The organism is Thiobacillus sp. (assembly GCA_024235835.1).
In the GTDB taxonomy this organism is placed as follows: Bacteria; Pseudomonadota; Gammaproteobacteria; order Burkholderiales; family Thiobacillaceae; genus PFJX01.
The window spans coordinates 1-21,660 of record JACKLQ010000003.1 but is presented as its reverse complement, the minus strand read 5'-3'; the positions used below and the strand labels follow the sequence as shown (position 1 = coordinate 21,660).

Annotated in this window: 18 protein-coding genes and 1 pseudogene; 17 read left to right on the top strand and 2 right to left on the bottom strand. The window is 60.1% G+C overall.

The annotated features are described in order from the left end of the window. Positions 1 to 49 precede the first annotated feature (49 nt). The 9 genes from H6935_14105 to H6935_14065 all read left to right on the top strand — a co-directional run bounded on the left by H6935_14105 (position 50) and on the right by H6935_14065 (position 10,373). Positions 50 to 280: a hypothetical protein gene (locus H6935_14105; GenBank protein ID MCP5279469.1), complete on the top strand. Its 231-nt coding sequence runs from the start codon at positions 50 to 52 to the stop codon at positions 278 to 280. A gap of 38 nt (positions 281 to 318) precedes the next feature. After that, entirely contained in the window at positions 319 to 1,095 is a 777-nt protein-coding gene (locus tag H6935_14100; GenBank protein MCP5279468.1) for a hypothetical protein, read from the top strand. 116 nt (positions 1,096 to 1,211) lie between these two features. After that, the gene (locus tag H6935_14095; GenBank protein ID MCP5279467.1) at positions 1,212 to 1,859 is read left to right on the top strand and encodes a hypothetical protein; all 648 of its coding nucleotides are present in this window, start codon (positions 1,212 to 1,214) and stop codon (positions 1,857 to 1,859) included. 177 nt (positions 1,860 to 2,036) lie between these two features. Continuing rightward, positions 2,037 to 3,608: an SAM-dependent DNA methyltransferase gene (locus tag H6935_14090; protein MCP5279466.1), complete on the top strand. Its 1,572-nt coding sequence runs from the start codon at positions 2,037 to 2,039 to the stop codon at positions 3,606 to 3,608. Beyond that, the gene (locus H6935_14085; GenBank protein ID MCP5279465.1) at positions 3,598 to 4,836 is read left to right on the top strand and encodes a restriction endonuclease subunit S; all 1,239 of its coding nucleotides are present in this window, start codon (positions 3,598 to 3,600) and stop codon (positions 4,834 to 4,836) included. Before H6935_14090 ends, H6935_14085 begins: the two co-directional genes overlap by 11 nt. Continuing rightward, complete coding sequence (locus H6935_14080) at positions 4,833 to 5,780, top strand: DUF4268 domain-containing protein (protein MCP5279464.1); 948 nt, start codon at positions 4,833 to 4,835, stop codon at positions 5,778 to 5,780. The genes H6935_14085 and H6935_14080 overlap by 4 nt, the downstream gene beginning before the upstream one ends. Positions 5,781 to 5,805: 25 nt before the next feature. Beyond that, entirely contained in the window at positions 5,806 to 6,432 is a 627-nt protein-coding gene (locus H6935_14075) for a hypothetical protein (protein MCP5279463.1), read from the top strand. Positions 6,433 to 6,437: 5 nt separating this feature from the next. Beyond that, a complete protein-coding gene (locus H6935_14070; GenBank protein MCP5279462.1) occupies positions 6,438 to 9,563 on the top strand; it encodes a type I restriction endonuclease subunit R in 3,126 nt (1,041 codons plus the stop codon). Continuing rightward, positions 9,564 to 10,373 carry a hypothetical protein gene (locus tag H6935_14065; GenBank protein MCP5279461.1) on the top strand — a complete coding sequence of 270 codons (810 nt, stop codon included), beginning with the start codon at positions 9,564 to 9,566 and terminating at the stop codon, positions 10,371 to 10,373. Here the strand turns inward: H6935_14065 and H6935_14060 are convergent. Further along, entirely contained in the window at positions 10,366 to 10,617 is a 252-nt protein-coding gene (locus H6935_14060; GenBank protein ID MCP5279460.1) for a helix-turn-helix transcriptional regulator, read from the bottom strand. The two genes, H6935_14065 and H6935_14060, sit on opposite strands and share 8 nt — an antisense overlap. Positions 10,618 to 10,964: 347 nt before the next feature. On the opposite strand from H6935_14060, the gene H6935_14055 reads away from it, so the two are divergent. Together H6935_14055 and H6935_14050 are read left to right on the top strand one after the other, a co-directional pair. Continuing rightward, entirely contained in the window at positions 10,965 to 11,585 is a 621-nt protein-coding gene (locus H6935_14055) for an HD domain-containing protein (protein MCP5279459.1), read from the top strand. After that, positions 11,582 to 14,341, top strand: coding sequence for an AAA family ATPase (locus H6935_14050; protein MCP5279458.1), 2,760 nt, complete (start codon positions 11,582 to 11,584; stop codon positions 14,339 to 14,341). The genes H6935_14055 and H6935_14050 overlap by 4 nt, the downstream gene beginning before the upstream one ends. 235 nt (positions 14,342 to 14,576) lie before the next feature. On the opposite strand, the gene H6935_14045 is transcribed toward H6935_14050, so the two are convergent. Continuing rightward, positions 14,577 to 14,906: a hypothetical protein gene (locus H6935_14045; GenBank protein MCP5279457.1), complete on the bottom strand. Its 330-nt coding sequence runs from the start codon at positions 14,904 to 14,906 to the stop codon at positions 14,577 to 14,579. A gap of 244 nt (positions 14,907 to 15,150) precedes the next feature. On the opposite strand from H6935_14045, the gene pabA reads away from it, so the two are divergent. The 6 genes and pseudogenes from pabA to H6935_14015 form a co-directional block, all read left to right on the top strand. Next, positions 15,151 to 15,723, top strand: coding sequence for an aminodeoxychorismate/anthranilate synthase component II (pabA, locus tag H6935_14040; protein MCP5279456.1), 573 nt, complete (start codon positions 15,151 to 15,153; stop codon positions 15,721 to 15,723). A 20-nt stretch (positions 15,724 to 15,743) separates the two neighbouring features. After that, the gene (gene trpD, locus H6935_14035) at positions 15,744 to 16,760 is read left to right on the top strand and encodes an anthranilate phosphoribosyltransferase (protein ID MCP5279455.1); all 1,017 of its coding nucleotides are present in this window, start codon (positions 15,744 to 15,746) and stop codon (positions 16,758 to 16,760) included. Between the two features lie 4 nt (positions 16,761 to 16,764). Then, a complete protein-coding gene (locus H6935_14030; GenBank protein MCP5279454.1) occupies positions 16,765 to 17,031 on the top strand; it encodes a SemiSWEET transporter in 267 nt (88 codons plus the stop codon). Positions 17,032 to 17,287: 256 nt separating this feature from the next. Beyond that, a complete protein-coding gene (locus H6935_14025; GenBank protein ID MCP5279453.1) occupies positions 17,288 to 17,509 on the top strand; it encodes a hypothetical protein in 222 nt (73 codons plus the stop codon). Positions 17,510 to 17,517: 8 nt separating this feature from the next. Beyond that, positions 17,518 to 17,895: pseudogene (locus tag H6935_14020) on the top strand (PIN domain-containing protein). A gap of 186 nt (positions 17,896 to 18,081) precedes the next feature. After that, the coding region (locus H6935_14015; protein ID MCP5279452.1) for a PAS domain S-box protein at positions 18,082 to 21,660 on the top strand (3,579 nt) is incomplete at its 3' end.

The window sequence follows — 21,660 nt, the reverse complement described above, 5'->3', positions numbered from 1 at the left end:
TCGCCCAACACGGCACCGGGACAGCGATCCCGCCCCTTGCGGTGAACCTGTGGCCGCTGGCCTGTCTGCCGTGCCCGGGGTGATCCGCTATTCACCGGACAACGGCAAGACTTGCAAGGCATGGCGGGCGCGGCTTGACCACGGCCTGGAGCGGAGCATCCTGGCGATGGCCGAACGCTGGCATTACTCCGGCGATGAATTGGCCCTGGCCCTGGATGGCGCGCGATCTGCCCCCGAGGGCTGGCGGTGGGTGGTGGAAACTGACGAGAGGGGGCAATGATGGCGACCATTGAAGCGGAAACGATCAACGATGCCGAGCTGATATTCCGCAAGGAAGCGGCACCCGTAGCGCGGGCGGGAAACTATGAGCCTGTGCGGTTCAATGCCTTGAAGCACGGCATTCTTTCCAAGCTGGCGGTATTGGCACATGAAGATCATGCCGAGTTTGCCGACCTGTTGGCGGCGCTGATCGAGGAACACCGACCGGCAGGCATGACGGAACGGCACCTGATCGAAGAGCTTGCCACAATCATTTGGCGGAAGCGGCGGGTATTGCTGGCCGAAGGCGCGAAGATCAACGAGGGATTGAAAAGCGCGGTGAATAGCCCCAAGGCGGTTGTGTCGTCGGCTGCTCCTTTTCAACGCGGCCTGACTGGGGAGAATGCCGACCTGCGGGAGTTCATGGATGGGACGCCCGAAGAGATAGCCAAGGACCTGCGGAACGCGGAAATTGATCTGGCGGCAACCCAAAAGGCGGCGGCAATACTTCGCAAGGGCGGGCCGAATGCCTATGAGAAGGCGAGGCGGGCGCTGATCCAGGAGTCCCGCAACTGGTGGGACGAGCATGTCGAGGAAGAATCCTACCCGGCAACTGCCGAAGGGCTGGCCAAATTCATCCGTGAGTCGCTGGAACCGATCTGCTATCGCATGGTGCAGGAAGCCCAATACACCCCCGCAATCAAGGCGCAAACCCTGGGCGAAGGGCTGCAAGCGCACCGATTGGAGAAGCTGAACCGCTACGAAACGCACCTTGACCGCAAATTTGAGCGGACATTGGCCATGCTTTTGAAGCTGAAAGACCTGCGCGGCGCATGAAACCGGACATCATTAAAACCAGCGTAAACCCAGGCAGGGCGCGGAATCAGGCCAGAACAGGCCCAAACGATACCGCGAACTTGCCAAATGATTTAGGCAAAATCGGAGCGTGATAAATGGGTGGCATCGGAAGCGGGCGGCGATACCAGGGCGGCAAGGACACCACGAGCGACATGCAGCCGTTGGACGTTCGGCGGCTGCAACGGAAAGGACTGCTGACCCCTGGCCAGGCCTTTGGCTGGCATTGGACGGTCAACGGCAGGGAGGTGGCGTCCATTCAACTTCGCAGTGAATCCGACCGCGTGGTTCTCATCTATCGGACCAGGGATCGAAATGGCGAGTGGCAACCGATGGAATACCCGGTGTATCTGGACTGGACGGATTGCCACCTGGGCGGCCGTCGGGCGTGGTTCCTATGCCCGGCATGTGGATGTGGGCGGCGAGTGGCGATTCTCTATGGGGGCTCCAACTTCGCCTGTCGGCACTGTCACAAGCTGGCCTATCAGTGCCAGCGGGAAACGGATGATGATCGAGCAATGCGGCGGGCGGACACCATCCGGCAGCAGCTTGGGTGGAATGCCGGGATAGCGAACCCACAAGGCGGCAAGCCCAAGGGGATGCACTGGCGCACCTATGAGCGGTTGAAAGCCGAGCATGATGCTTTCGCCAAAGCGGCATGGGCAGGCATGGCCGAACGGCTTGGGTTGATGAATCGGCGGCTGACTGGTTTGGGGCTTGATCCGCTGGATGACCTGGGCCGCTGAATCTGTTTCGCAAAACAGATAAGTCGGCTCTGACCAGGAAACCGGCCCTTTGTCATTTCATCGGCCTTTGTCGCCAATTCCCCCCATCGTACAATGCCAAAAACAGCAGAATCCGGGAGGATGGCCGCACTTTGCCCGCCTCGCGCTTGCTGACCAGAACAAGCTGAGCGAGACCCAATGAACCAAGACTTACAGAAGACCCTCTGGGCGGCCGCGGACAAGCTGCGCTCGAACATGGACGCGGCGGAATACAAGCACGTCGTCCTGGGCCTCATCTTCCTGAAATACATCTCCGACGCCTTCGACGAGCGGCGCTTGGACCTCAAGGCCGCGTTCACCGACCCCGGCCATGACCTCTACCTCGGCGAGGACACGGAAACGCGTGCCCAGATTCCCGCCATGCTGGAGGACCGCGACTTCTACACCATGGCCAACGTCTTCTGGGTGCCGGAATCGGCCCGCTGGGAGGCCATCCGCAACCAGGCCAAGCAACCGGACATCGGCAAGCGCATCGACGACGCCCTCATCGCCATCGAGCAGGACAACGCCCGCCTGAAAGGCATCCTGGACAAACGCTTCGCCCGCACTCAACTGGAACCCGGTCGCCTGGGCGAGCTCATCGACCTGATTTCCTCCATCGGCTTCGGCGCCAAGGACAAAGCCAAGGACACCCTGGGTGAGGTCTACGAATACTTCCTCGGCCAGTTTGCCAGCGCAGAGGGCAAAAAGGGCGGCCAGTTCTACACGCCCGCCTCGGTGGTCAAGGTGCTGGTGGAAGTGCTCTCGCCCCACAAGGGCAAGGTCTACGACCCCTGCTGTGGCTCCGGCGGCATGTTCGTCCAGTCGGAAAAGTTTGTGGAAAGCCATGGCGGCAAGTTTGGCGACCTCTCCATCTACGGCCAGGAGGCCAACCCCACCACCTGGCGGCTGGTGGCCATGAACCTCGCCATCCGGGGCATGGACTTCAACCTGGGCAAGGAACCTGCCGACACCTTCCACCGCAACCAGCACCCGGACCTGAAGGCCGACTACGTCCTCGCCAATCCGCCCTTCAACATCTCCGACTGGGGCGGCGACAAGCTGGCCTCTGACCCTCGCTGGGTGCACGGCACCCCGCCCGCAGGAAACGCCAACTATGCCTGGCTGCAACACATCCTCTGGCACCTCAAACCCGGCGGCCAGGCCGGCGTGGTACTGGCCAACGGCTCCATGTCCTCCAACCAGAATAACGAAGGCGCCATCCGCAAGGCCATGGTGGAAGCCGACGCGGTGGAAGTCATGGTGGCCCTGCCGCCCCAACTCTTCTTCAACACCCAGATACCCGCCTGCCTCTGGTTCCTGGCCAAGGACAAGACCCAGCACGGCCGAGACCGGCGCGGCGAGTTCCTGTTCATCGACGCCCGCAAGCTGGGCACCATGCAGACCCGTGTGCTGCGGGTCTTCGAGGACGAGGACATCGCCAAGATTGCCAACGCCGTGCATGCCTGGCGGCAGGACGGCGAGACCAGCGAGCCCTATGCCGATGTCCCTGGCTTCTGCCGTGCCGTGAAGCTGGCTGAAATCGCCGAGCATGGCTACGTGCTCACGCCGGGCCGCTATGTGGGTGCCGAGGAAGCCGAGGACGACGACGAGGCCTTCACCGACAAGATGGAGCGGCTTACCGCCCAACTGGCCGAGCAGATGGAGAAGGGGCAGGAGCTGGACGCAGTGATTCGGGAGCGGCTGGGGAGGTTGGGGTATGCCGTCTGAGTGGCGCGAAACCACGCTTGGAGAGGTTGTCAACCTCAAGCGTGGATTTGACCTCCCTGCGAAACAACGTACGAAAGGGGGAGTCCCTATCGTTTCTTCCTCTGGAGTGTCGGACTACCACTGCGAAGCCAAGGTAAAGGCGCCGGGCGTTGTAACTGGACGATATGGAACGATAGGCCAGGTTTTCTTCTGTGAACAAGATTTCTGGCCGTTAAACACGACTCTGTTTGTTGAGGATTTCAAGGGGAACGACCCCAAGTTCATCTTCTACTTCCTGAAGACCGTCGATTTCTTTGCATACAGCGACAAGGCGGCGGTACCAGGAGTTAACCGGAACCATTTGCACACTGCCCGAGTTCAGATTCCGGACGAAAAAACTCAAACGGAAATCGCACAAACTCTAGGTGTCCTAGACGACAAAATCGCCCTCCTGCATGAAACCAACGCCACCCTCGAAGCTATCGCCCAGGCCCTGTTCAAGTCGTGGTTCGTGGATTTCGACCCTGTGCGGGCCAAGGCCGAAGGCCGCGACCCCGAAGGCGTGACGCCCGAAGTCGCCGACCAGTTCCCGAGCGAGTTCGAGGATTCGGAGTTGGGGGGGATTCCGAAGGGGTGGCGTACTACGTCAGTGTATGACCTTGCCGAGTATGTGAATGGTGCGGCCTATAAGGCATTTGCCCCGAACACAGAGAGCCGAGGTTTGCCAATCATCAAGATTGCAGAACTTAAAGCTGGAGTCACATCGCAGACGGCATACTCTGATAAAGAGATGCCAGAAAAATATCGAATTCAGGCTGGCGACATTTTGTTTTCATGGTCAGGCAATCCTGAAACTTCTATCGACACATTCGTGTGGCCTCATTCGGCAGGGTGGTTAAACCAGCACATCTTCCGCGTGATTGTTAATGATGCCCAAGAGCGAGTGTTTGTCCTCCAAGTGTTGAGGCATCTCCGCCCCGTTTTTTCTGGCATAGCTCGTAACAAGCAGACGACTGGCTTAGGGCACGTAACCATCGCGGATATGAAGCGGCTGCTGGTAGCAATGCCGGATAGGGCAGTTCTTGGTCAGTTTGTTGACCTGGTTGCACCAATCCAAAGGCGTGTTTTCGAGAATGAGCAGCAAGCTCTGAACCTTACCGAACTGCGCGACACCCTTTTGCCCCGCCTGATGTCCGGCAAGTTTCGCATCCCCGAGATACAGGAAGCCATCGAGGAGGCCACAGCATGAAAACCACCCTGTCGACCTTGCAGCGTATCAACCTGCGCGAGGCCTGGAAGCATGAGGCCACGGAGTTCACCCCCTGGTTGGCCCAGGCAGAAAACCTCAATGCCCTGTCCGATGCCCTGGGCCTGGCCGAACTGGAACTGGTCCAGGCCGAATACCTGGTGGGGGACTTCAAGCTGGACATCCTCTGCTCGGACGAGGATGGCGAGGTCATCATCGAAAACCAGTTGGAGAAAACCAACCATACCCACCTGGGCCAAATCATCACATACGCGGCCGGCGTGGGGGCCAAGAAGGTCATCTGGGTGGCGGAGTCCTTCCGTCCGGAGCACATTGCCGCCCTGGACTTCTTGAATCAAAACACCACGGGCAACCTGAACTTCTTCGCGGTGGAGATTGAGCTCTGGCGCATTGCCGATTCGCCCCTGGCGCCCAGCTTCAATGTGGTGGTCAAGCCGAACGATTGGAGCAAGACCGGCCGGGAAAGCGCACGGGCGGCGGCTACCGCCACGCCAACCAAGCAGCGCCAGCAACGATTCTGGACAGATTTCGTGGCCTATCTCGAAGCCCACAAATCTTCCATCAAGCCTCAGGCTCCCCGTCCGCAGCACTGGCTGAATATCTCCCTGGGCCGTGCAGGGTTTGGGCTTGTCGCAACAGTCAACACTCGTGACAGTCGACTTGGCATCGAGATTTACATCTCACACGCAAACTCCAAGGAATATTTCCAGCAACTCCTGAGCCAGAGGGAGGAGGTTGAGAAGAAACTCGGCTTTGCCCTCGACTGGCAGGAATTGCCTGACAGTCACGCCTCACGTATCCGGGCATATCGTGCGGATTCCGGCTTGGAGGCAGAGGCACAGTGGAAGACCTACTTCCAATGGCTCGCGGAGACCGGGGAGAAGATGGCCCAGGTGTTCAAGCCGTTGATTAAGGGGTTGGCGTGAATACCAAGTACAAAGGCTGATGCAGATGAGTGATACCCCACAAGCCATCTACAACAAGAACGTGGAGACGCTTGGGGCCATACAAAAGGCCGCTGAGGAAAAATACGACGCCATTCTCACCACCCTGGGCAGTGGCTTTCTTGCGCTCTCTGCCACGTTCATCAAGGACGTTGTGCCTCTGGAAACGGCTCAGTGGCTATGGGTTCTTTACCTCTCTTGGGTTGCCTTTGGCCTGACCATCATCCTTACCGTGATTTCCTTGGGAGCGGGGTACAGTGCTGTTCAATGGCACATGGGGCGCCTAAGTCCCAAGGAATACCCGAATCAGGACGAGCTCCAGCGCAATCCCTGGAGCCGCGCTATCCGATACATGAATATTTTCTCCGGGGTGGCCTTCATTCTTGGCGTGGTGCTCACTGTTACGTTCGTGGTTTCAAACATCGTTTATTGGAGGTCCACCATGGAAAAGCGGATTCCCTCTCAGACCGAGGTGTTGCAAAAAGGGTTGACGATTCCCCATATGCAAACCGGCACCACCCAGCAGGGCTCTTCTGGCAATACAAGCCAGTCAGGTGGTGGTGGTGGACAGGGCTCTGGCACTGGTGGAAATACTGGCACCAGCAACACGGGCAACTCCAGCAAGGGAAGCTAACCGGCATGAGCCTCATCGACGAAAACATGGCCGAACAAGCCGCCCTCGACTGGTTCGAGGAGTTGGGCTACGAGCGTGTTTTCGGTCCGGACATCGCCCCGGACGGCCCCGAGCAGGAGCGGGAGAGTTACAAGCAAGTGGTCCTCGCTGACCGGCTCATGACGGCCTTGGTGCGGCTCAATCCCCATATACCCGCTTCGATTCTGGAAGACGCCGCCCGCCAGGTCATCCACGGCAACGCCGCCGGCCTGATGCAGGCCAATCGCCAGTTCCACCGCTGGCTTACCGATGGCGTGCCGGTGGAAATCAACAAGGACGGCGAGACCCTGGGCGACTTCGTGGCCCTCATCGACTTCGCCACCCCGGACAACAACGAATGGTTGGCGGTCAACCAATATTCCATCGAAGGCCCGAAGCACACCCGCCGCCCGGACGTTGTGGTGTTCGTGAATGGCCTGCCCCTAGGCGTCATCGAACTGAAGAACCCGGCCGACGAGAGCGCCGACATCTGGGCCGCGTTTAACCAGTTGCAGACCTACAAGGAGGACATCGCTGACCTGTTCGTGTTCAACGAGGTCCTGGCGATTTCCGACTACACCCTGGCCCGCGTGGGCTCCCTCTCCGCCGACCAGGAGCGATTTTCCACCTGGCGCACCATCGACGGCGAGCACCTGGACCCCCTGGGCGAGTTGCAACAGCTTGAGACCCTCATCCGGGGCTTCTTCCGCAAGGATTTCTTCCTCGACTACCTGCGCTACTTCGTCCTGTTCGAGGACGACGGCAACGTCAAGAAAATCGCCGGCTATCACCAGTTCCACGCCGTGCGCGCCGTGGTGCAGAGCGTCATCCAGGCAAGCCGCCCCGGAGGGAATCGAAAGGGCGGGGTGGTTTGGCACACCCAGGGTTCCGGCAAGAGCATCGAGATGACCTGCCTGGCCGGGCATCTGATGACCGCGCCAGAGATGAACAACCCGACCATCGTGGTCGTGACCGACCGCAACGACCTGGATAACCAGTTGTTTGAGACCTTTGCCGGGGCCGCTGAACTGCTGCGGGAAACCCCGGCCCGTGCCGGGACCCGCCCCGACCTGCGGGCCAAGCTGGCCAACCGGCCCTCGGGCGGCATCGTCTTCACCACCATCCAGAAGTTCGCGCCGTTTGAAGATGAAGACGGCTACCCGCTGCTCTCCGACCGGGAGAACATCGTCGTCATCTGCGACGAGGCCCACCGCTCCCAATACGGCTTCAGTGCCCGCCTGCCGGGCCTGGAGGACGCGGCCGGCATGATGAGCACAGTGCTCAAGACCGGCGTGCGCTACGGCTACGCCCACTACCTTCGCGAGGCCCTGCCCAACGCCACCTTCGTGGCCTTCACCGGCACGCCGATTTCCAGTGAGGACAAGGACACCCGCGCCGTGTTCGGCGAATACGTCCACATCTACGACATCGAGCAGGCGGTGAAAGATGGGGCCACGGTGCCTATCTACTACGAAAGCCGGCTCGCCAAGCTGGAGCTCAAGGACGAAGAGACGCCCCACATCGACGAGGAAGTGGACGAGCTCACCGAGGACGAGGAGGAATCCGCCAAGGCCCTGACCCTGCGCCGCTGGGCGGCTCTGGAGAAGGTGGTCGGCGCACCGCCGCGCATCCAGATGGTGGCCAAGGACCTGGTGGCCCACTTCGAGAACCGCCTCGCGGCCATGGACGGCAAGGCCATGGTGGTGGCCATGAGCCGGGAGATTTGCGTCCACCTCTACAACGCCCTCGTGGCACTGCGCCCCGAGTGGCACGACGAAGACCCGGAGAAGGGCGCCATCAAGGTTGTGATGACCGGCTCTGCCTCAGACAAGGCCCTGCTCAAGCCCCACATCTACAGCGGCGACACCAAGAAGCGTCTGGAGAAACGGTTCAAGGACCCCGCCGACCCGTTGAAGCTGGTCATTGTGCGGGATATGTGGCTCACCGGCTTCGACGCCCCCTGCGCCCACACCATGTATGTGGACAAGCCCATGCGTGGCCACAACCTGATGCAGGCCATCGCCCGCGTGAACCGGGTCTTCAAGGACAAGCCGGGTGGCCTGGTGGTGGACTACATCGGCATCGCTACCGAGCTGAAGCATGCCCTGGTGGAGTACACCAACTCCAAGGGCAAGGGCCGCCCCACCATCCAGGCGGAAGAGGCCCTGGAAATCCTGGAGGAGAAGGTCGGCATCCTGCGCGCCATGCTGCACGGCTTCGACTACGGCCAGTTCCGCACCAAGGCCCTGGTGCTGCTGGCCGGAGCCTGCAACCACATCCTCGGCCAGGACGACGGCAAGAAGCGCTTCGCCGACCAGGTGCTGGCCGCCAGCAAGGCCTTCGCCCTCTGCTGCACCCTGGACGCGGCATTGGAGTTCCGCGACGAGCTGGCCTTCTTCCAGGCCATCAAGTCGGCCCTGACCAAGCACGGTATCCAGGACAAGAAACTCTCCGACGAGGCCAAGGAACACGCCCTGCGGCAAATCATCTCCGGGGCGCTGGTGTCCGATGAGGTCATCGACATCTTCGCCACGGCGGGCCTCAACAAGCCCAACATCGGAATCCTCACCGAGGAGTTCCTGGACGACGTGAAGCACATGGAACACCGCAACCTGGCGGTGGAGCTGCTGGAGCGCCTGCTCAAGGACGATATCAAGAGCCGCTTCGCCACCAATGTGGTGCAAAGCGCCAAGTTCTCCGACCTGCTGCAAGCCTCCCTGACCCGCTACCGCAACCGGGCCATCGAGACCGCCCAGGTCATCGAAGAGCTCATCGCCATGGCCAAGTCGTTCAACGAGGCGGCCAGGCGCGGGGAAAGCCTGGGGCTCACGCCCGAGGAACTGGCCTTCTACGATGCCCTAGAAACCAACGAGGCATCAGTCAGGCAGCTAGGCGACGCGGCCCTCAAGGAAATTGCCCGCCAGCTCACCGACTACCTGCGCAAGAACCTGTCCGTGGATTGGTCGGTGCGCGAGACCGTGCGCGCCAAGATGCGTGCCCAAATCAAGCTGATACTCAAACGGCACAAGTACCCCCCCGACTTGGAGGCACGAGCTATCGAGTTGGTGCTCAAGCAGGCCGAGGCATTGTCGGAAGAGTGGATGGGGGCTTAGATGCCTGGCTACGACTTTGACCGGTTCATCGGCATCGACTATTCCGGGGCGCAAACCCCGGAGGCAAGGCTTAAGGGGCTTCGTGTCTATTCGGCCACGCCAGGACAACTTCCGGTAGAGGTGGCATGCCCGAAGTCGGAGACAGGGCCAGTCCGTTACTGGAGCCGTCAGGACATTGCCCATTGGCTTCTGGAACGCCTACAGACCGGCGAGCGCTTGCTCATCGGCCTCGACCATGGCTTCTCGTTCCCAGAGACCTATTTCCGGCGCTATGGGCTCACGAGCTGGCCCCAGTTCCTGGACGACTTCTGCCGTTACTGGCCCACGGACCAACCCCATTGCTACGCCGATTTCATCCGGGAAGGGAGCTGGTGGGACAGACATCCGAAGCCCCCTGGAGAACGAACCGGCGAGACATCCTGGTTTCGGCTCTGCGAGCAATGGACTTCATCGGCTAAGAGTGTCTTCCTGTTTGATGTCCAAGGCTCCGTCGCGAAATCCACCCACACCGGCATCCCGTGGTTACGCGTCCTCAGGCAGCAGGCCGGGGAGAAACTCTTCTTCTGGCCCTTCGACGGATGGCAACCAGCAGAGGGGCGGTCCGTTATCGTCGAGATATATCCCTCCATCTTCCGCAATCGCTACCCCAAAGAGGGGAGAACGGCGGACCAGCAAGACGCCTATGCCGTGGCCCGATGGATGGAGGAGACGGTTCGCAAGAACGCGCTTAATCATTACCTGAATCCCCCATTGACCTTGGCGGAGCGACAGACTGCCGCCCTGGAAGGATGGATTCTGGGCATCAGTTGAGGTGGTCAGCGGACTTTGCGGCACCTAATTCGTTTTCGACCGCTGCAATTACTGACGATGCTGGTAGGCCCATAGCACGCGCCAACTTGAGGATCGTTCCTAGGGACGGTTGCTGCTGCCCCAGTTCGAGGATGCTGACATAGGTACGCCGCAGGTCTGCCTCCAGGCCCAATTGTTCCTGGGTCATCCCCGCTTCCTTGCGCAGTCTGCGCAGCACCTTCCCGAATGCGACCGCCTCGTCCAACCGTCGTTCTCCCACGATTGGAGGAATTTCGGCGGATAGCTATGATTTGGTCTTCCCACAATAGTGGGAATATTGAACGCGGGTGCAGCAGGTCATAGGTGTTGCGTACATCGCGGCTCAAACGGGGAGAAATAACGATATGCAACCTGTTCAGTGGTGGATTTGCGATACCTGGCCGATAATTTATTTGGCTGTTGCGGTATCTGGTCTGAGTTCTCAGGCCGTCCGCGCCTCACATAGCCCTCACCCCTTCTGTTGGAAATTCCCGAAGTCCGCCGGCCGGTCCATGGCCAGGGGATACGGTCGTTCGTTGGCGATGCCTGGTCGTCTCGACGATGGAGGCTCCTATGCCTGAAAAAAACACCGTACCCCTGCTGTCCCCCAAATTCGCACTCGCACTCCAGTTTGCCAATGAGATCCACAGTACCCAGGCGCGTAAGGGCTTAGGCGCGCCCTACATCAGCCACTTGATGGCGGTTTCTGCTCTTGTCCTGGAATTTGGCGGGAACGAGACCCAGGCCATTGCTGCCCTGCTGCACGACTCGGCCGAAGATTGTGGTGGGCGCCCAATGCTAGAAACTGTGCGAGTCATGTTCGGCGATGCCGTCGCAGACATCGTGGCGGCCTGCACCGATTCCTTTGGAGTGGGCGAAAAGTCCGAATGGCGGCCGCGCAAGAAGGCCTATCTCAAGGCAATGGCAGTCAAGCCGGGCGAGGCCAAATTAGTGGCATGTGCAGACAAGTTGCACAACCTCAGTAACACCCTCCGGGACATTCAAATCGAGGGTGTCGATACCTGGAAGGCACGCATGGCCAAGACCAAGAACGGCGCCGCCGACAAGCAGGTCTGGTATTACGAAAAGTGTCTTAAGGCACTGTCATGTAGCTGGAGTCACCCAATACTCGATTGCTTCGCCTCCACCGTGAGCGAACTGCGTGTTCAGGTCAATCAGGAGGAAGCGCCATGACTTCTGGTGCGACGGAAAAAACTAGCGGTACCGATGACATTCTGCTTTTTCCCTCTGGAACCACACTCTTTGCCTTGGTCCAGACGGCGAGATCGGTCCCGGATGCATTAAGGCGCCAAACGTTGGGTGGCGGGCCTAACCATAGGGACTATTTCGTGCCCATATTGCTTAAGGAAGATCTGTATCTGGCCATCAGGAAACCCAACCGGGTTGAACTCAAGCAATGCAAGTGCACCGTCCGACTTCCAGCGGACGAGGAATGCATCAGCCTGAACCACGCGACTTCACGCATCTTGCAGGAGTACAAGCCCCATCTCACGGCCTTCACTAGCAATGCATTCACCGGCATCTATTACGAGCGTTCCAGTACAAGTGGACAGCAAGACCTGTTTTCGGCGCTTGTTCCTTTGAACGTGCTGCGAGAAGAAAAGGTCGGTGAGTATCAAGCATCGTTGCGGTTCCGCCGTGCTGTAACGGCCGCGTTGAACTTCCACCGCGAGCAAACGCGGAAAGGCGGCACCATCCCCTACATCTCTCACGTTCTCGCCGTCACCGCTATCGTCCAGGAATACGGTGGGAACGAGGACGAAGCCATTGCGGCACTGCTCCACGATGCCGTCGACAATGGGGATGGTTGGGCGGCGTTAGACGAGATCAGCACCAAATTCTCGCCACGGATTGCCGACATTGTGTTGTCCTGCACCGATACCCTGGAAAGACCCAAGCCGCCGTGGCAGGAACGGAAAAAGGCTTTTGTCAGTTCCTTACCCCGCGTCTCGGATAGTGCCCGCTTGGTGATCGCAGCGGACAAGCTTCACAACGCCCGCTGCATCCTGGCTGAACTGCGCAAAGACGGGGACGAAGTATGGGACAGGTTCAGTGGGAAGAAAGATGGAACGCTCTGGTACTACCGCTCGATCGCGAATGTCCTCAGGGAAACGGGGCCTCATCTTCTTGCTGCCGAGTTGGACCGCGTTGTGGGCGAACTGGAACAGGCTGCTACTGAATCACGAGTCGGCGCAGGCGCGATACTGGATAGATTGGCGGCCGAGTCTCACTACCAGAAATTGCTTGCTCTGACGGGCTTGGATGAACTGAAGCAACTCGTAGAAGCTGACATCGGGGTGGTGCTTCACAACCAACGGTTGCGCAAGGTTGGCATTGATACCCCACAGGATCTTCCCGTTTCGCTGGTCCTGAAAGGAAATCCGGGAACCGGCAAGACCAAAGTCGCCCGCCTGCTTGGCGCCATCTACAAGAACCTCGGCTTGCTGTCGCAAGGCCATGTCGTTGAGGTCAGTCGAGCCGACCTGGTGGGCGATGTGATTGGCGCCACGGAGAAGAAAACGCGGGATGCCATCACCCGGGCGCAGGGGGGCTTTCTGTTCATTGACGAAGCCTATGCGCTGGCAGGTAAGGGCCACAATGACTTCGGCATTGAGGCGGTGGAAGTCCTTCTGAAAGCCATGAGCGACATGCCTAGGGATTTCGGCGTCATCGTGGCCGGGTACCCAAAACCAATGGAACAGTTTCTTGCCAGTAACCCGGGCTTGCGCTCGCGTTTTCGTGGCCGTGAAGTGACCTTTGAAGACTTCACGCCGGCCCAACTTCTGGCCATTGCCAAGGAAACGATTGAAAGGATGCAACTCACGATTGCGGTCGACGCGCTCCAGTATTTGGGTAAGAAACTGGAAGTTGCCTACCGTGACAGAGACGCCGCCTTCGGGAATGCGCGGTATGTGAAGGGCCTCGTCCATGACATCAAGGCTGCAATGGCGCAGAGGGTAAGAGGCCTCAAACATGAGGCGAGCTACGAGGACTTGGTGAGGGTCAGTCTTGCCGATGTCGAGGCTGTCTTTCAAACAAAACCTGCCAGCAAACTGGCGGTTTCCATTGATGAGGACGCCCTTGGCAAGGCGTTGCAGCAACTGGACGCCCTAGTGGGCATTCCAGCAGTGAAGCAGGAGATCACGGAGCTTGTCGATCTGGTCCGTTACTATCGAGTCGTCGGCAAGGACCCCTCCCGGTTTCTGACTTCTCACTTCGTTTTCACTGGCAACCCAGGAACAGGGAAGACGACCGTGGCAAGGATTCTTGCGCGGATACTTCGTGCCCTGGGACTTCTCGAACGTGGACATCTGGTCGAGTGCGATCGACAGGCGCTTGTCGCGGAGTACATTGGGCAGACGGCGGTGAAGACCGGCGCCCTCATTGATCAAGCCATCGGGGGCGTGCTCTTCATTGACGAAGCCTATTCTTTGGCCGCTGGTTCGCAAAATGACTTTGGACCGGAAGCCGTTCAGGTACTGCTCAAGCGGATGGAGGACGAGCGCGGCCGCTTCGTCGTGGTCGTTGCGGGCTATCCCGATGAGATGGACGAGTTCCTCGCCTCCAATCCAGGACTGAAGTCGCGCTTTGATACCTTCATCACCTTCGAGGACTACAGCAGCACGGAACTGCACTCGATCGCCGAGCGCCTCTTCTCCGAGGAAGGTCTTTGTCCTGACGAGAATGCTGAGCGAATACTGACGGATTACTTTGATCGCTACGTGAAATCTCGGGATCGCTATTCCGGGAATGCGCGTGACGTGCGGAAGCTGGTCCTGAAGTCGGTAAAAAATCAGAACCTGCGGGTATCGCGCTCTGGTATGTCAACTGCGAACGAAGCCGATCTAACCCGGATCAGGGCCGAGGACTTGTCGAACTGGGTTACCAACAGGGGGCCATCAAAGCACCGTATCGGTTTCATCCAATAATGACTTGCGCCTATCTTGTAAATTCATTCTGGCGTCGCATTTTCTGGCACCATTGAGGTTCTTCCCGCTCCCGCTGGGCTGCCTCTCTCCGTAGAGTCCCGGCGCGTAGCCTGATCCAGCGATGGGACAATCGCATCGGGGAGCCAACGATCCAGCACCCATTCCGTCGCGGGTGCGCGAAGCGGCGGTGTGCGTAGGCGCATTGGTGGCTCTCCCCGCCTTGCGGCCACCTGGATCATCTCCCCCGTCTTGCATAGTTGAGGGCCGCCGCGTTGATGTTGGCCGGTGTGCCGTATTTGCCTATACTTGGCTTGTCGGAGTTCGGAGAAGTAGCCAGAACAGCACTAGGCTCTACGGCGTTGATCTCTCCCTGGGCCGACACGAAATCCCGCCCCGCAAAGGCGGGATTTGCGTTTTCAGGGTTCAGCCTTCCGGTAATAGCCTCCGGCGCCTGCAATTCATCAACATAAACGAGAGCGCGGTTCTTGTCCTTGCTGTGGTTGGGTTGATGAAGAAGGGGAACCTGAAAGAAGCAGACTTCCGCCCTCGGAGTTTCTTGAGCCATGGCAGTGGTTTCGGGTGTGTGTATCGGGAGTCAGCCAGTGAAAGCGCCTCAAAATCATGCAACTGACGCGCGCATGTATGGCAGTGTTTGAGACAAGACCGATATAGGGGAAAATGGTGGCTTTCGTGCATTCGGTTCCAGACCATCGGCGCGGGGGTATCAAAAGAAATAGCGGGTATCTAAGCGGGTATCAAGGCTGAATATCTGGGACAGTAGCCTTACAGAACAAAAGGATAGCCGCTATATGCTCCTGATGATCGACAACTACGACTCCTTCACCTACAACCTGGTGCAGTACTTCGGCGAGCTGGGCGAGGACGTGCGGGTGCATCGCAACGACGAGATCACCGTGGAGGAGATCGGGGCCATGAAGCCGGACCAGATCGTCCTCTCCCCCGGCCCCTGCACCCCCAACGAGGCGGGGGTGTCCGTGCCCGTGATCAAGGCCTTCGCCGGCAAGATACCCCTCTTGGGCGTGTGCCTGGGCCACCAGAGCATCGGCCAGGCCTTCGGCGGAAAAATCGTGCATGCCAAGCAGCTCATGCACGGCAAGACCTCGCCCATCTTCCACGCCGATGTGGGGGTGTTCCGGAATCTCCCCAACCCCTTCACCGCCACCCGCTACCACTCCCTGGTCATCGAGCGGGAGACCCTGCCCGACTGCCTGGAGATCACCGCCTGGACCGAGGACGGCGAGATCATGGGGGTGCGCCACAAGACCCTGGCGGTGGAGGGCGTCCAGTTCCATCCGGAATCCGTGCTGACGGAGCACGGCCACCAGCTGCTGAAGAACTTCCTGGACGAGACACGCAACTGAGCACGCAAGTGAGCACGCAAATGAAGCCCCAAGACGCCCTGGCCCGCATCATCGAGCACCGGGAAATCTTCCACGACGAGATGCTGTCCCTCATGCGCCAGATCATGTCCGGCGAGATGAGCCCGGTGCTCATGGCCGCCCTCATCACCGGCCTGCGGGTGAAGAAGGAAACGATCGGCGAGATCGCCGCCGCAGCCACGGTGATGCGGGAATTCGCCACCCAGGTGCCCCTGGCCGACACCGCCCGCCTGGTGGACACCTGCGGCACCGGCGGCGACACCAGCCACACCTTCAACATCTCCACCGCCGCCGCCTTCGTGGCCGCCGCCGCCGGGGCCCGGGTGGCCAAGCACGGCGGCCGCTCCGTGTCCTCCAAGTCCGGCAGCGCCGACGTGCTGGAGGCCCTGGGGGTGAACATCAACCTGCCCCCCGAGGACGTGGCCCGCTGCATCGAGCAGGTGGGCCTGGGCTTCATGTTCGCCCCCAACTTCCACGGCGCCATGAAGCACGCCGCCCCGGTGCGCCGGGAACTGGGCATCCGCACGATCTTCAACATCCTGGGCCCCCTCACCAACCCCGCCGGGGCCCCCAACCAGGTCATGGGCGTGTTCCACCCGGACCTGGTGGGCATCCAGGTGCGGGTCTTGCAGCGCCTGGGCGCCCACCGGGCCCTCACGGTCCACGGCCGGGAAGGCCTGGACGAAATCTCCATCTCCGGCGAGACCCTGGTGGGGGAGCTGCGGGACGGCCAGGTGACGGAATACACCCTGCACCCCTCCCAGTTCGGCATGGCCACCCACGACATCGCCGCCCTGCGGGTGAACGACGTGGAGGAATCCAGGGCCCGGGTGCTGAAGGTGCTGGACAACCAGCCCGGCCCCGAGCGGGACATCGTCACCCTCAACGCCGGCGCCGCCGTCTATGCCGCCGGCGTGACCGACAGCCTGGCGGAAGGGGTGGACAAGGCCCGGGAAGCCATCGCCTCCGGCGCCGCCCGGGCCAAGCTGGCGGAACTGGTGGCCTTCGGCGGGGGTTGAGGCAATGCCTTCCCCTTTGATGGAACTGGTGGGCTACGCCGCCGCCGGCCTCACCACCCTGTCCTTCATCCCCCAGGCCGTGCATTCCTGGTCCACCCGGGACCTGTCCGGCATCTCCCTGTCCATGTACAGCCTGTTTACCCTGGGGGTGGGGCTGTGGATGCTCTACGGCATCGCCCTGGAAAGCTGGCCCATCATCCTGGCCAACGCCATGACCCTGGCCCTGGCGGGCTCGGTGCTGGTGCTGAAGTTAAGGCATCGGGGGGATTAGCCGGTCCCAATGCGCTGGCTATACACACGAATGGGCAAGCGCTAAGCTGGTCGCGAAGCCAAGCGAATGGGAGTCCGACATGGGCTACATGCGCGAGTTGATGGACCGGGCGTGTGAGCCCTTGCAGTCATCCTTGAGCGCCCCCAGGGCCGGGCCCGGTCCGCCCCCCGTGGGGGTCAAGAAAATGGCGCAACACGCCATTTCGAGGAACGGCAAGGCTCGGGGTGGCCCATCGTCTTCTTGAGAGGAGCAACCCATGAATGAAGTCGTATTCGAGCATGTGAAAGGCAGCGATTTGCCCGAGCCCTGGCGCACCAAGCTCGCTAACGCCGGCAATGCATGGGTGACAGTGCGCATCGAGGAGGAGGCAGGCGTGGAAACGGAGTCAGCCTTCGGGATGTGGAGTGACCGGCAGGACCTGGCCGATGTGGCGGGTTATGTGCGCAGCCTGCGTGCGCCGCGTTTTACCCGCGATTGAGCATGGCGATGCTGGTCGACACCGATGTGCTGATCTGGTACCTGCGTGGCCACGAGGGGGGCAGCGCGCTTTCTGGAGGGGCTGCCGGAGCTGACGCTGTCGGTGGTGACCTACATGGAATTGGTGCAGGGTTGCCGCAATCGGAAGGAACTGGAACGGCTGACGAAGGACTTGGGTCGCCGAAAAGCGCGCATCCTGCCGGTGTCGGAGGGGATCTCGAACCGGGCGGCGGCACTGGTGAAGCGCATGCCTTGGGTGACGACCTGTTGCTCGCCGATGCCCTCATCGCCGCCACCGCCATCGCGCAGGGTCTTACCCTGGCATCGGCCAACGTGAAGCATTTCAGAGTCGTGCAGGGGTTGGAGTTGATGGCATTTGAGGTATGAGTGAAACCGATGTCTGGCCCATATGGCTAACCCCTATTGCTACTTTCTCTGAGCGCCCCCAGGGCCGGGCTGCGCCCAGCCCGCCCCCCGAGGGGGTCAAGTAAACTCGGGGCGGCCCTTCGTTTACTTGAGAGCTAGCCGCAGTGCGTCAGCCAGAAACACTAGAGTCGCTTTGATACGCAGGTTATGACACCGATCCCTTCCGCGCCTCTCGAGGCAAGTTTCCGTTACCGTATCGGCGATGAAGTGTGCATTGATTCGGTATCGGGGAATCCGTTGCTACTGCTGGGATTCGACGCGCAAGCGTTCCTCACGGGAATGGTCGATCTGGTAGCCCGTATTCATGCCGAGGATCGCGAGCGCTTCAAGGGTTTTTTCGAGGTCGGGACTGAGGCAGGCCCGCGTTCGGACAACCTGCGCGTCCGTCAGGCCAACGGCCGCATCCGCTGCGTCTGGGTGTCATGTCGGCGGGAATCCTTGCAAGGAGATTTCTTCCACGATCTGACCCTGCAGGATGCCGCCAGTCTTCCTCGCACACTGGCAGACGCTGCCACCGATCCGATGATGCGGGCAATGATGGAAAACACCGACGATTTCATGTTCTTCAAGGATCGTCATCACGTTTTTACCGGTGCCAGCCAAACCCTGGTCAGCGTTACCCAGCCATCGGAACACTGGACTGATCTGATCGGAAAGACGGATTACGATGTATTCCCCGAGGAATATGCCGATGTCTATTACCGCCTGGAGCAGCAGGTGTTCGCCGGCATTCCGGTTGCGCAGGAGATCCAGGAATATGAGACCAAGGATGGTCGGAAGGGTTGGGTGGATAACCGTAAATTCCCGATCCGGAACGATCAGGGCGAGATCCTTGGCTTGTTTGGCGTAGCCCGTGTGGTCACTGATCGGGTGCTGGCGGAACAGGCGTTGCGGCAGGAGCGTGAAACCCTGCAATTTATTCTTGACTATGCGCCGATCGGGATCTGGCTGCAGGATGGCAGTGGCAGGATCGCTTTCGTCAACAAGGCGTTTTGTCAGGCAACGGGCATTCCGGAAGAACAATTTCTGTCGGTTGACCATTACATCGAGCTGATACCGGATGAATTCCGGCCGCAATGTCTTGCCTCGGATGCCAAGGCGCTGGCGAGTGCCGGGGTCAGCGTCACGCATCAGCGCCTGCCCTTCGTCGATGGTCAAATCCATGATTTGCGCGTCATCAAGGCGGTCAAGCGGGATGCCGACCAGCGCCCGGTGGCGCTGGTTGGATTGAGCCTGGACATCACCGAGGAAATCAAACAGGAACAGGCGCTGCGCCTGGAACGGGACAGCACCCGCAACATCCTGGCCACGGTGGAGGCCATGATCGTCGCCCTTGATCCCCAGGGACGGATCACGCTGGTCAACCGCAAGGGTTGCGAGATTCTGGGTTACCGTGAAGACGAGTTGATCGGCCAGGACTGGTTTGCCACCTGCCTGCCGCGCGGCATCGATGTCAACACGATCCGCGAAGTGTTCAAAATGGCCTTGACGGGCAACCTCGCCGGTTCGGAATACCACGAAAACCCGGTACGCACCCGCGATGGCGAGGAGCGCCTGATCGCCTGGCACAACAGCGCCATCCGCGACAAGGACGGCCACATCATCGGTGGCTTGTCAGCCGGAGAAGACATTACCGAGCGGAAGCGCAATGAGCGCGAACTGCAGCAGCGCGAGCAGTACCAGCGGGCCCTGCTCGACAACTTCCCCTTCGCCGTCTGGCTCAAGGATACCGAGAGCCGTTTCCTCGCCGTCAACCAGGGCTTCGTGCAGTTGTTCGGCCAGCGCGGCACCGACGATCTGGTCGGCAAGAACGACTTCGATATCGCGCCAGTCGATTTGGCCGAAGGCTATCGGGCCGACGATCGGGCTGTCCTTGCTTCCGGGAAACAGAAGAGCGTGGAAGAGGAAATCGTCGATGCCGACGGAACGCGGAAATGGTTCGAGACCTACAAGGCGCCGGTCTTCGACGATACGGGCGAAGTAGTGGGCACCGTCGGCTTCGCCCGCGACATTACCGAGCGCCGTGAGGCCGCGCTGGCTCTAGCCAAAATTTCAGCAGCACTCGCCCAATCGCGCGACTTGCTGCAACAGATCATCGACACCGCGCCGATCCGGGTGTTCTGGAAAGATCGCGACTCCCGCTACCTGGGCTGCAATCCGGCCTTCGCGCGGGATGCCGGCAAGAGCGCGCCCGCCGAATTGATCGGGCTGGACGACTACGCCATGGGCTGGGCGGAGCAGGCCGATCTGTATCGCGCCGACGACCTGGCCGTCATGCAAACCGGCCAGGCTCGGCTCAATTTTGAAGAACCCCAGGCCACACCGGACGGCAAGACGATCTGGTTGCGCACCTCCAAGGTGCCTTTGTACGACGGTCAGGGCGAGATCGCCGGTGTGCTCGGGGTGTATGACGACATTACCGAGCAGAAGCGGGAAGAAAGACGTCTCGCCATGGCCATGGAAGCGGCCAAGCTCCTGACATGGGAACTGGATTTCACCGCCGGCAAGCTGGGCTATGACGGCAGCACCCTTGCTGACTTGGGCCTGGATGCATCGGATGCCCCGCAGACTATGGAAGGCTGGCTGGCGCGTGTGCATCCCGAAGATTGCCCGCGCTTCATGGCGTTGGTGGAGCAGGCGCTACAGCCGGGGACTGAACGGGGGTTCGATTATGAATACCGCTTCCGGAGCCCTCATGACGGCTACCTCTGGCTGCAGACGGTGGGACGGGTCGTGCATCGCGATGCGACAGGCCGCCCGCTGCTGGGGGCTGGATATACGGTCAATATCGATGCGCGCAAGCAAGTTGAACTTGCCCTGGCTAAAGAGCGCCTCTTTTCCACCGAGACCATCAACGCGCTGCCTGGCATCTTTTACATGTTTGATTCCAGCGGCCGATTTCTGCGCTGGAACCAGCACTTCAAGGAAGTTACCGGCTACAGCGACAACGAACTTGCGACGATGCATGGGCCGGATTTCTTTTCCGGAGGGGATCGGGAACGGATTGTCGCCGCCATGGATGAAGTTTTCCGCAATGGCAAGGCCAGCATCGAGGCCTTGTTCCAGGATCGGAACGGGCGAGGGAGACCCTATCTCTTCAGCGGCATGCGCATGGTGCTCGACGGCGAAGCCTATCTGATCGGAGTAGGTATAGACATTACCGAGCGCAAGCGGTCAGAAGAAACCATCCGATTCAGTGAAGCCCGTCTCGCTCGCGCTGAACTTGCATCCAGGTCCGGCAACTGGGAATTCCACATGGAGATTGGGGACGGACTTTGTTCAGAAGGCGCCCGCAAAATTTATGGTATTGACAAACTTGAATTCGACCTGACAAGCATTCAGCGTATTCCACTTCCGGAATATCGCCCATTGCTTGATTCTGCTCTGAAGAATCTGATTGAAAATAATGAGCCTTACGATGTCGAATTTAAAATAAAGGCAGTAGATACCGGCGAGATGAAGGATATACATTCCGTTGCCCAATACGACCGGGAAAAGGGAATAGTCTTTGGTGTCATTCAAGACATCACCCAACGCAAGGCCGCGGAAGCGGAACTCGAACACTATCGCCAGCACCTTGAGGAATTGGTCGTCTCGCGCACGGCCGAACTGGCCTTGGCCAAGGAAGCCGCCGAAGCCGCCAACATCGCCAAGAGCGCCTTCCTGGCCAACATGAGCCACGAGATCCGCACCCCGCTGAATGCCATCACCGGCATGGCCCACATA

What these genes read in the sequence shown, in the direction of transcription:
- H6935_14095 (MCP5279467.1), top strand. Translation starts at nt 1,212, where the DNA reads ATGGGTGGCATCGGAAGCGGGCGGCGATACCAGGGCGGCAAGGACACC.
- H6935_14090 (MCP5279466.1), top strand. Translation starts at nt 2,037, where the DNA reads ATGAACCAAGACTTACAGAAGACCCTCTGGGCGGCCGCGGACAAGCTG.
- H6935_14085 (MCP5279465.1), top strand. Translation starts at nt 3,598, where the DNA reads ATGCCGTCTGAGTGGCGCGAAACCACGCTTGGAGAGGTTGTCAACCTC.
- H6935_14080 (MCP5279464.1), top strand. Translation starts at nt 4,833, where the DNA reads ATGAAAACCACCCTGTCGACCTTGCAGCGTATCAACCTGCGCGAGGCC.
- H6935_14075 (MCP5279463.1), top strand. Translation starts at nt 5,806, where the DNA reads ATGAGTGATACCCCACAAGCCATCTACAACAAGAACGTGGAGACGCTT.
- H6935_14070 (MCP5279462.1), top strand. Translation starts at nt 6,438, where the DNA reads ATGAGCCTCATCGACGAAAACATGGCCGAACAAGCCGCCCTCGACTGG.
- H6935_14065 (MCP5279461.1), top strand. Translation starts at nt 9,564, where the DNA reads ATGCCTGGCTACGACTTTGACCGGTTCATCGGCATCGACTATTCCGGG.
- H6935_14055 (MCP5279459.1), top strand. Translation starts at nt 10,965, where the DNA reads ATGCCTGAAAAAAACACCGTACCCCTGCTGTCCCCCAAATTCGCACTC.
- H6935_14050 (MCP5279458.1), top strand. Translation starts at nt 11,582, where the DNA reads ATGACTTCTGGTGCGACGGAAAAAACTAGCGGTACCGATGACATTCTG.
- H6935_14045 (MCP5279457.1), bottom strand. Translation starts at nt 14,906, where the DNA reads ATGGCTCAAGAAACTCCGAGGGCGGAAGTCTGCTTCTTTCAGGTTCCC.
- pabA (MCP5279456.1), top strand. Translation starts at nt 15,151, where the DNA reads ATGCTCCTGATGATCGACAACTACGACTCCTTCACCTACAACCTGGTG.
- trpD (MCP5279455.1), top strand. Translation starts at nt 15,744, where the DNA reads ATGAAGCCCCAAGACGCCCTGGCCCGCATCATCGAGCACCGGGAAATC.
- H6935_14030 (MCP5279454.1), top strand. Translation starts at nt 16,765, where the DNA reads ATGCCTTCCCCTTTGATGGAACTGGTGGGCTACGCCGCCGCCGGCCTC.
- H6935_14025 (MCP5279453.1), top strand. Translation starts at nt 17,288, where the DNA reads ATGAATGAAGTCGTATTCGAGCATGTGAAAGGCAGCGATTTGCCCGAG.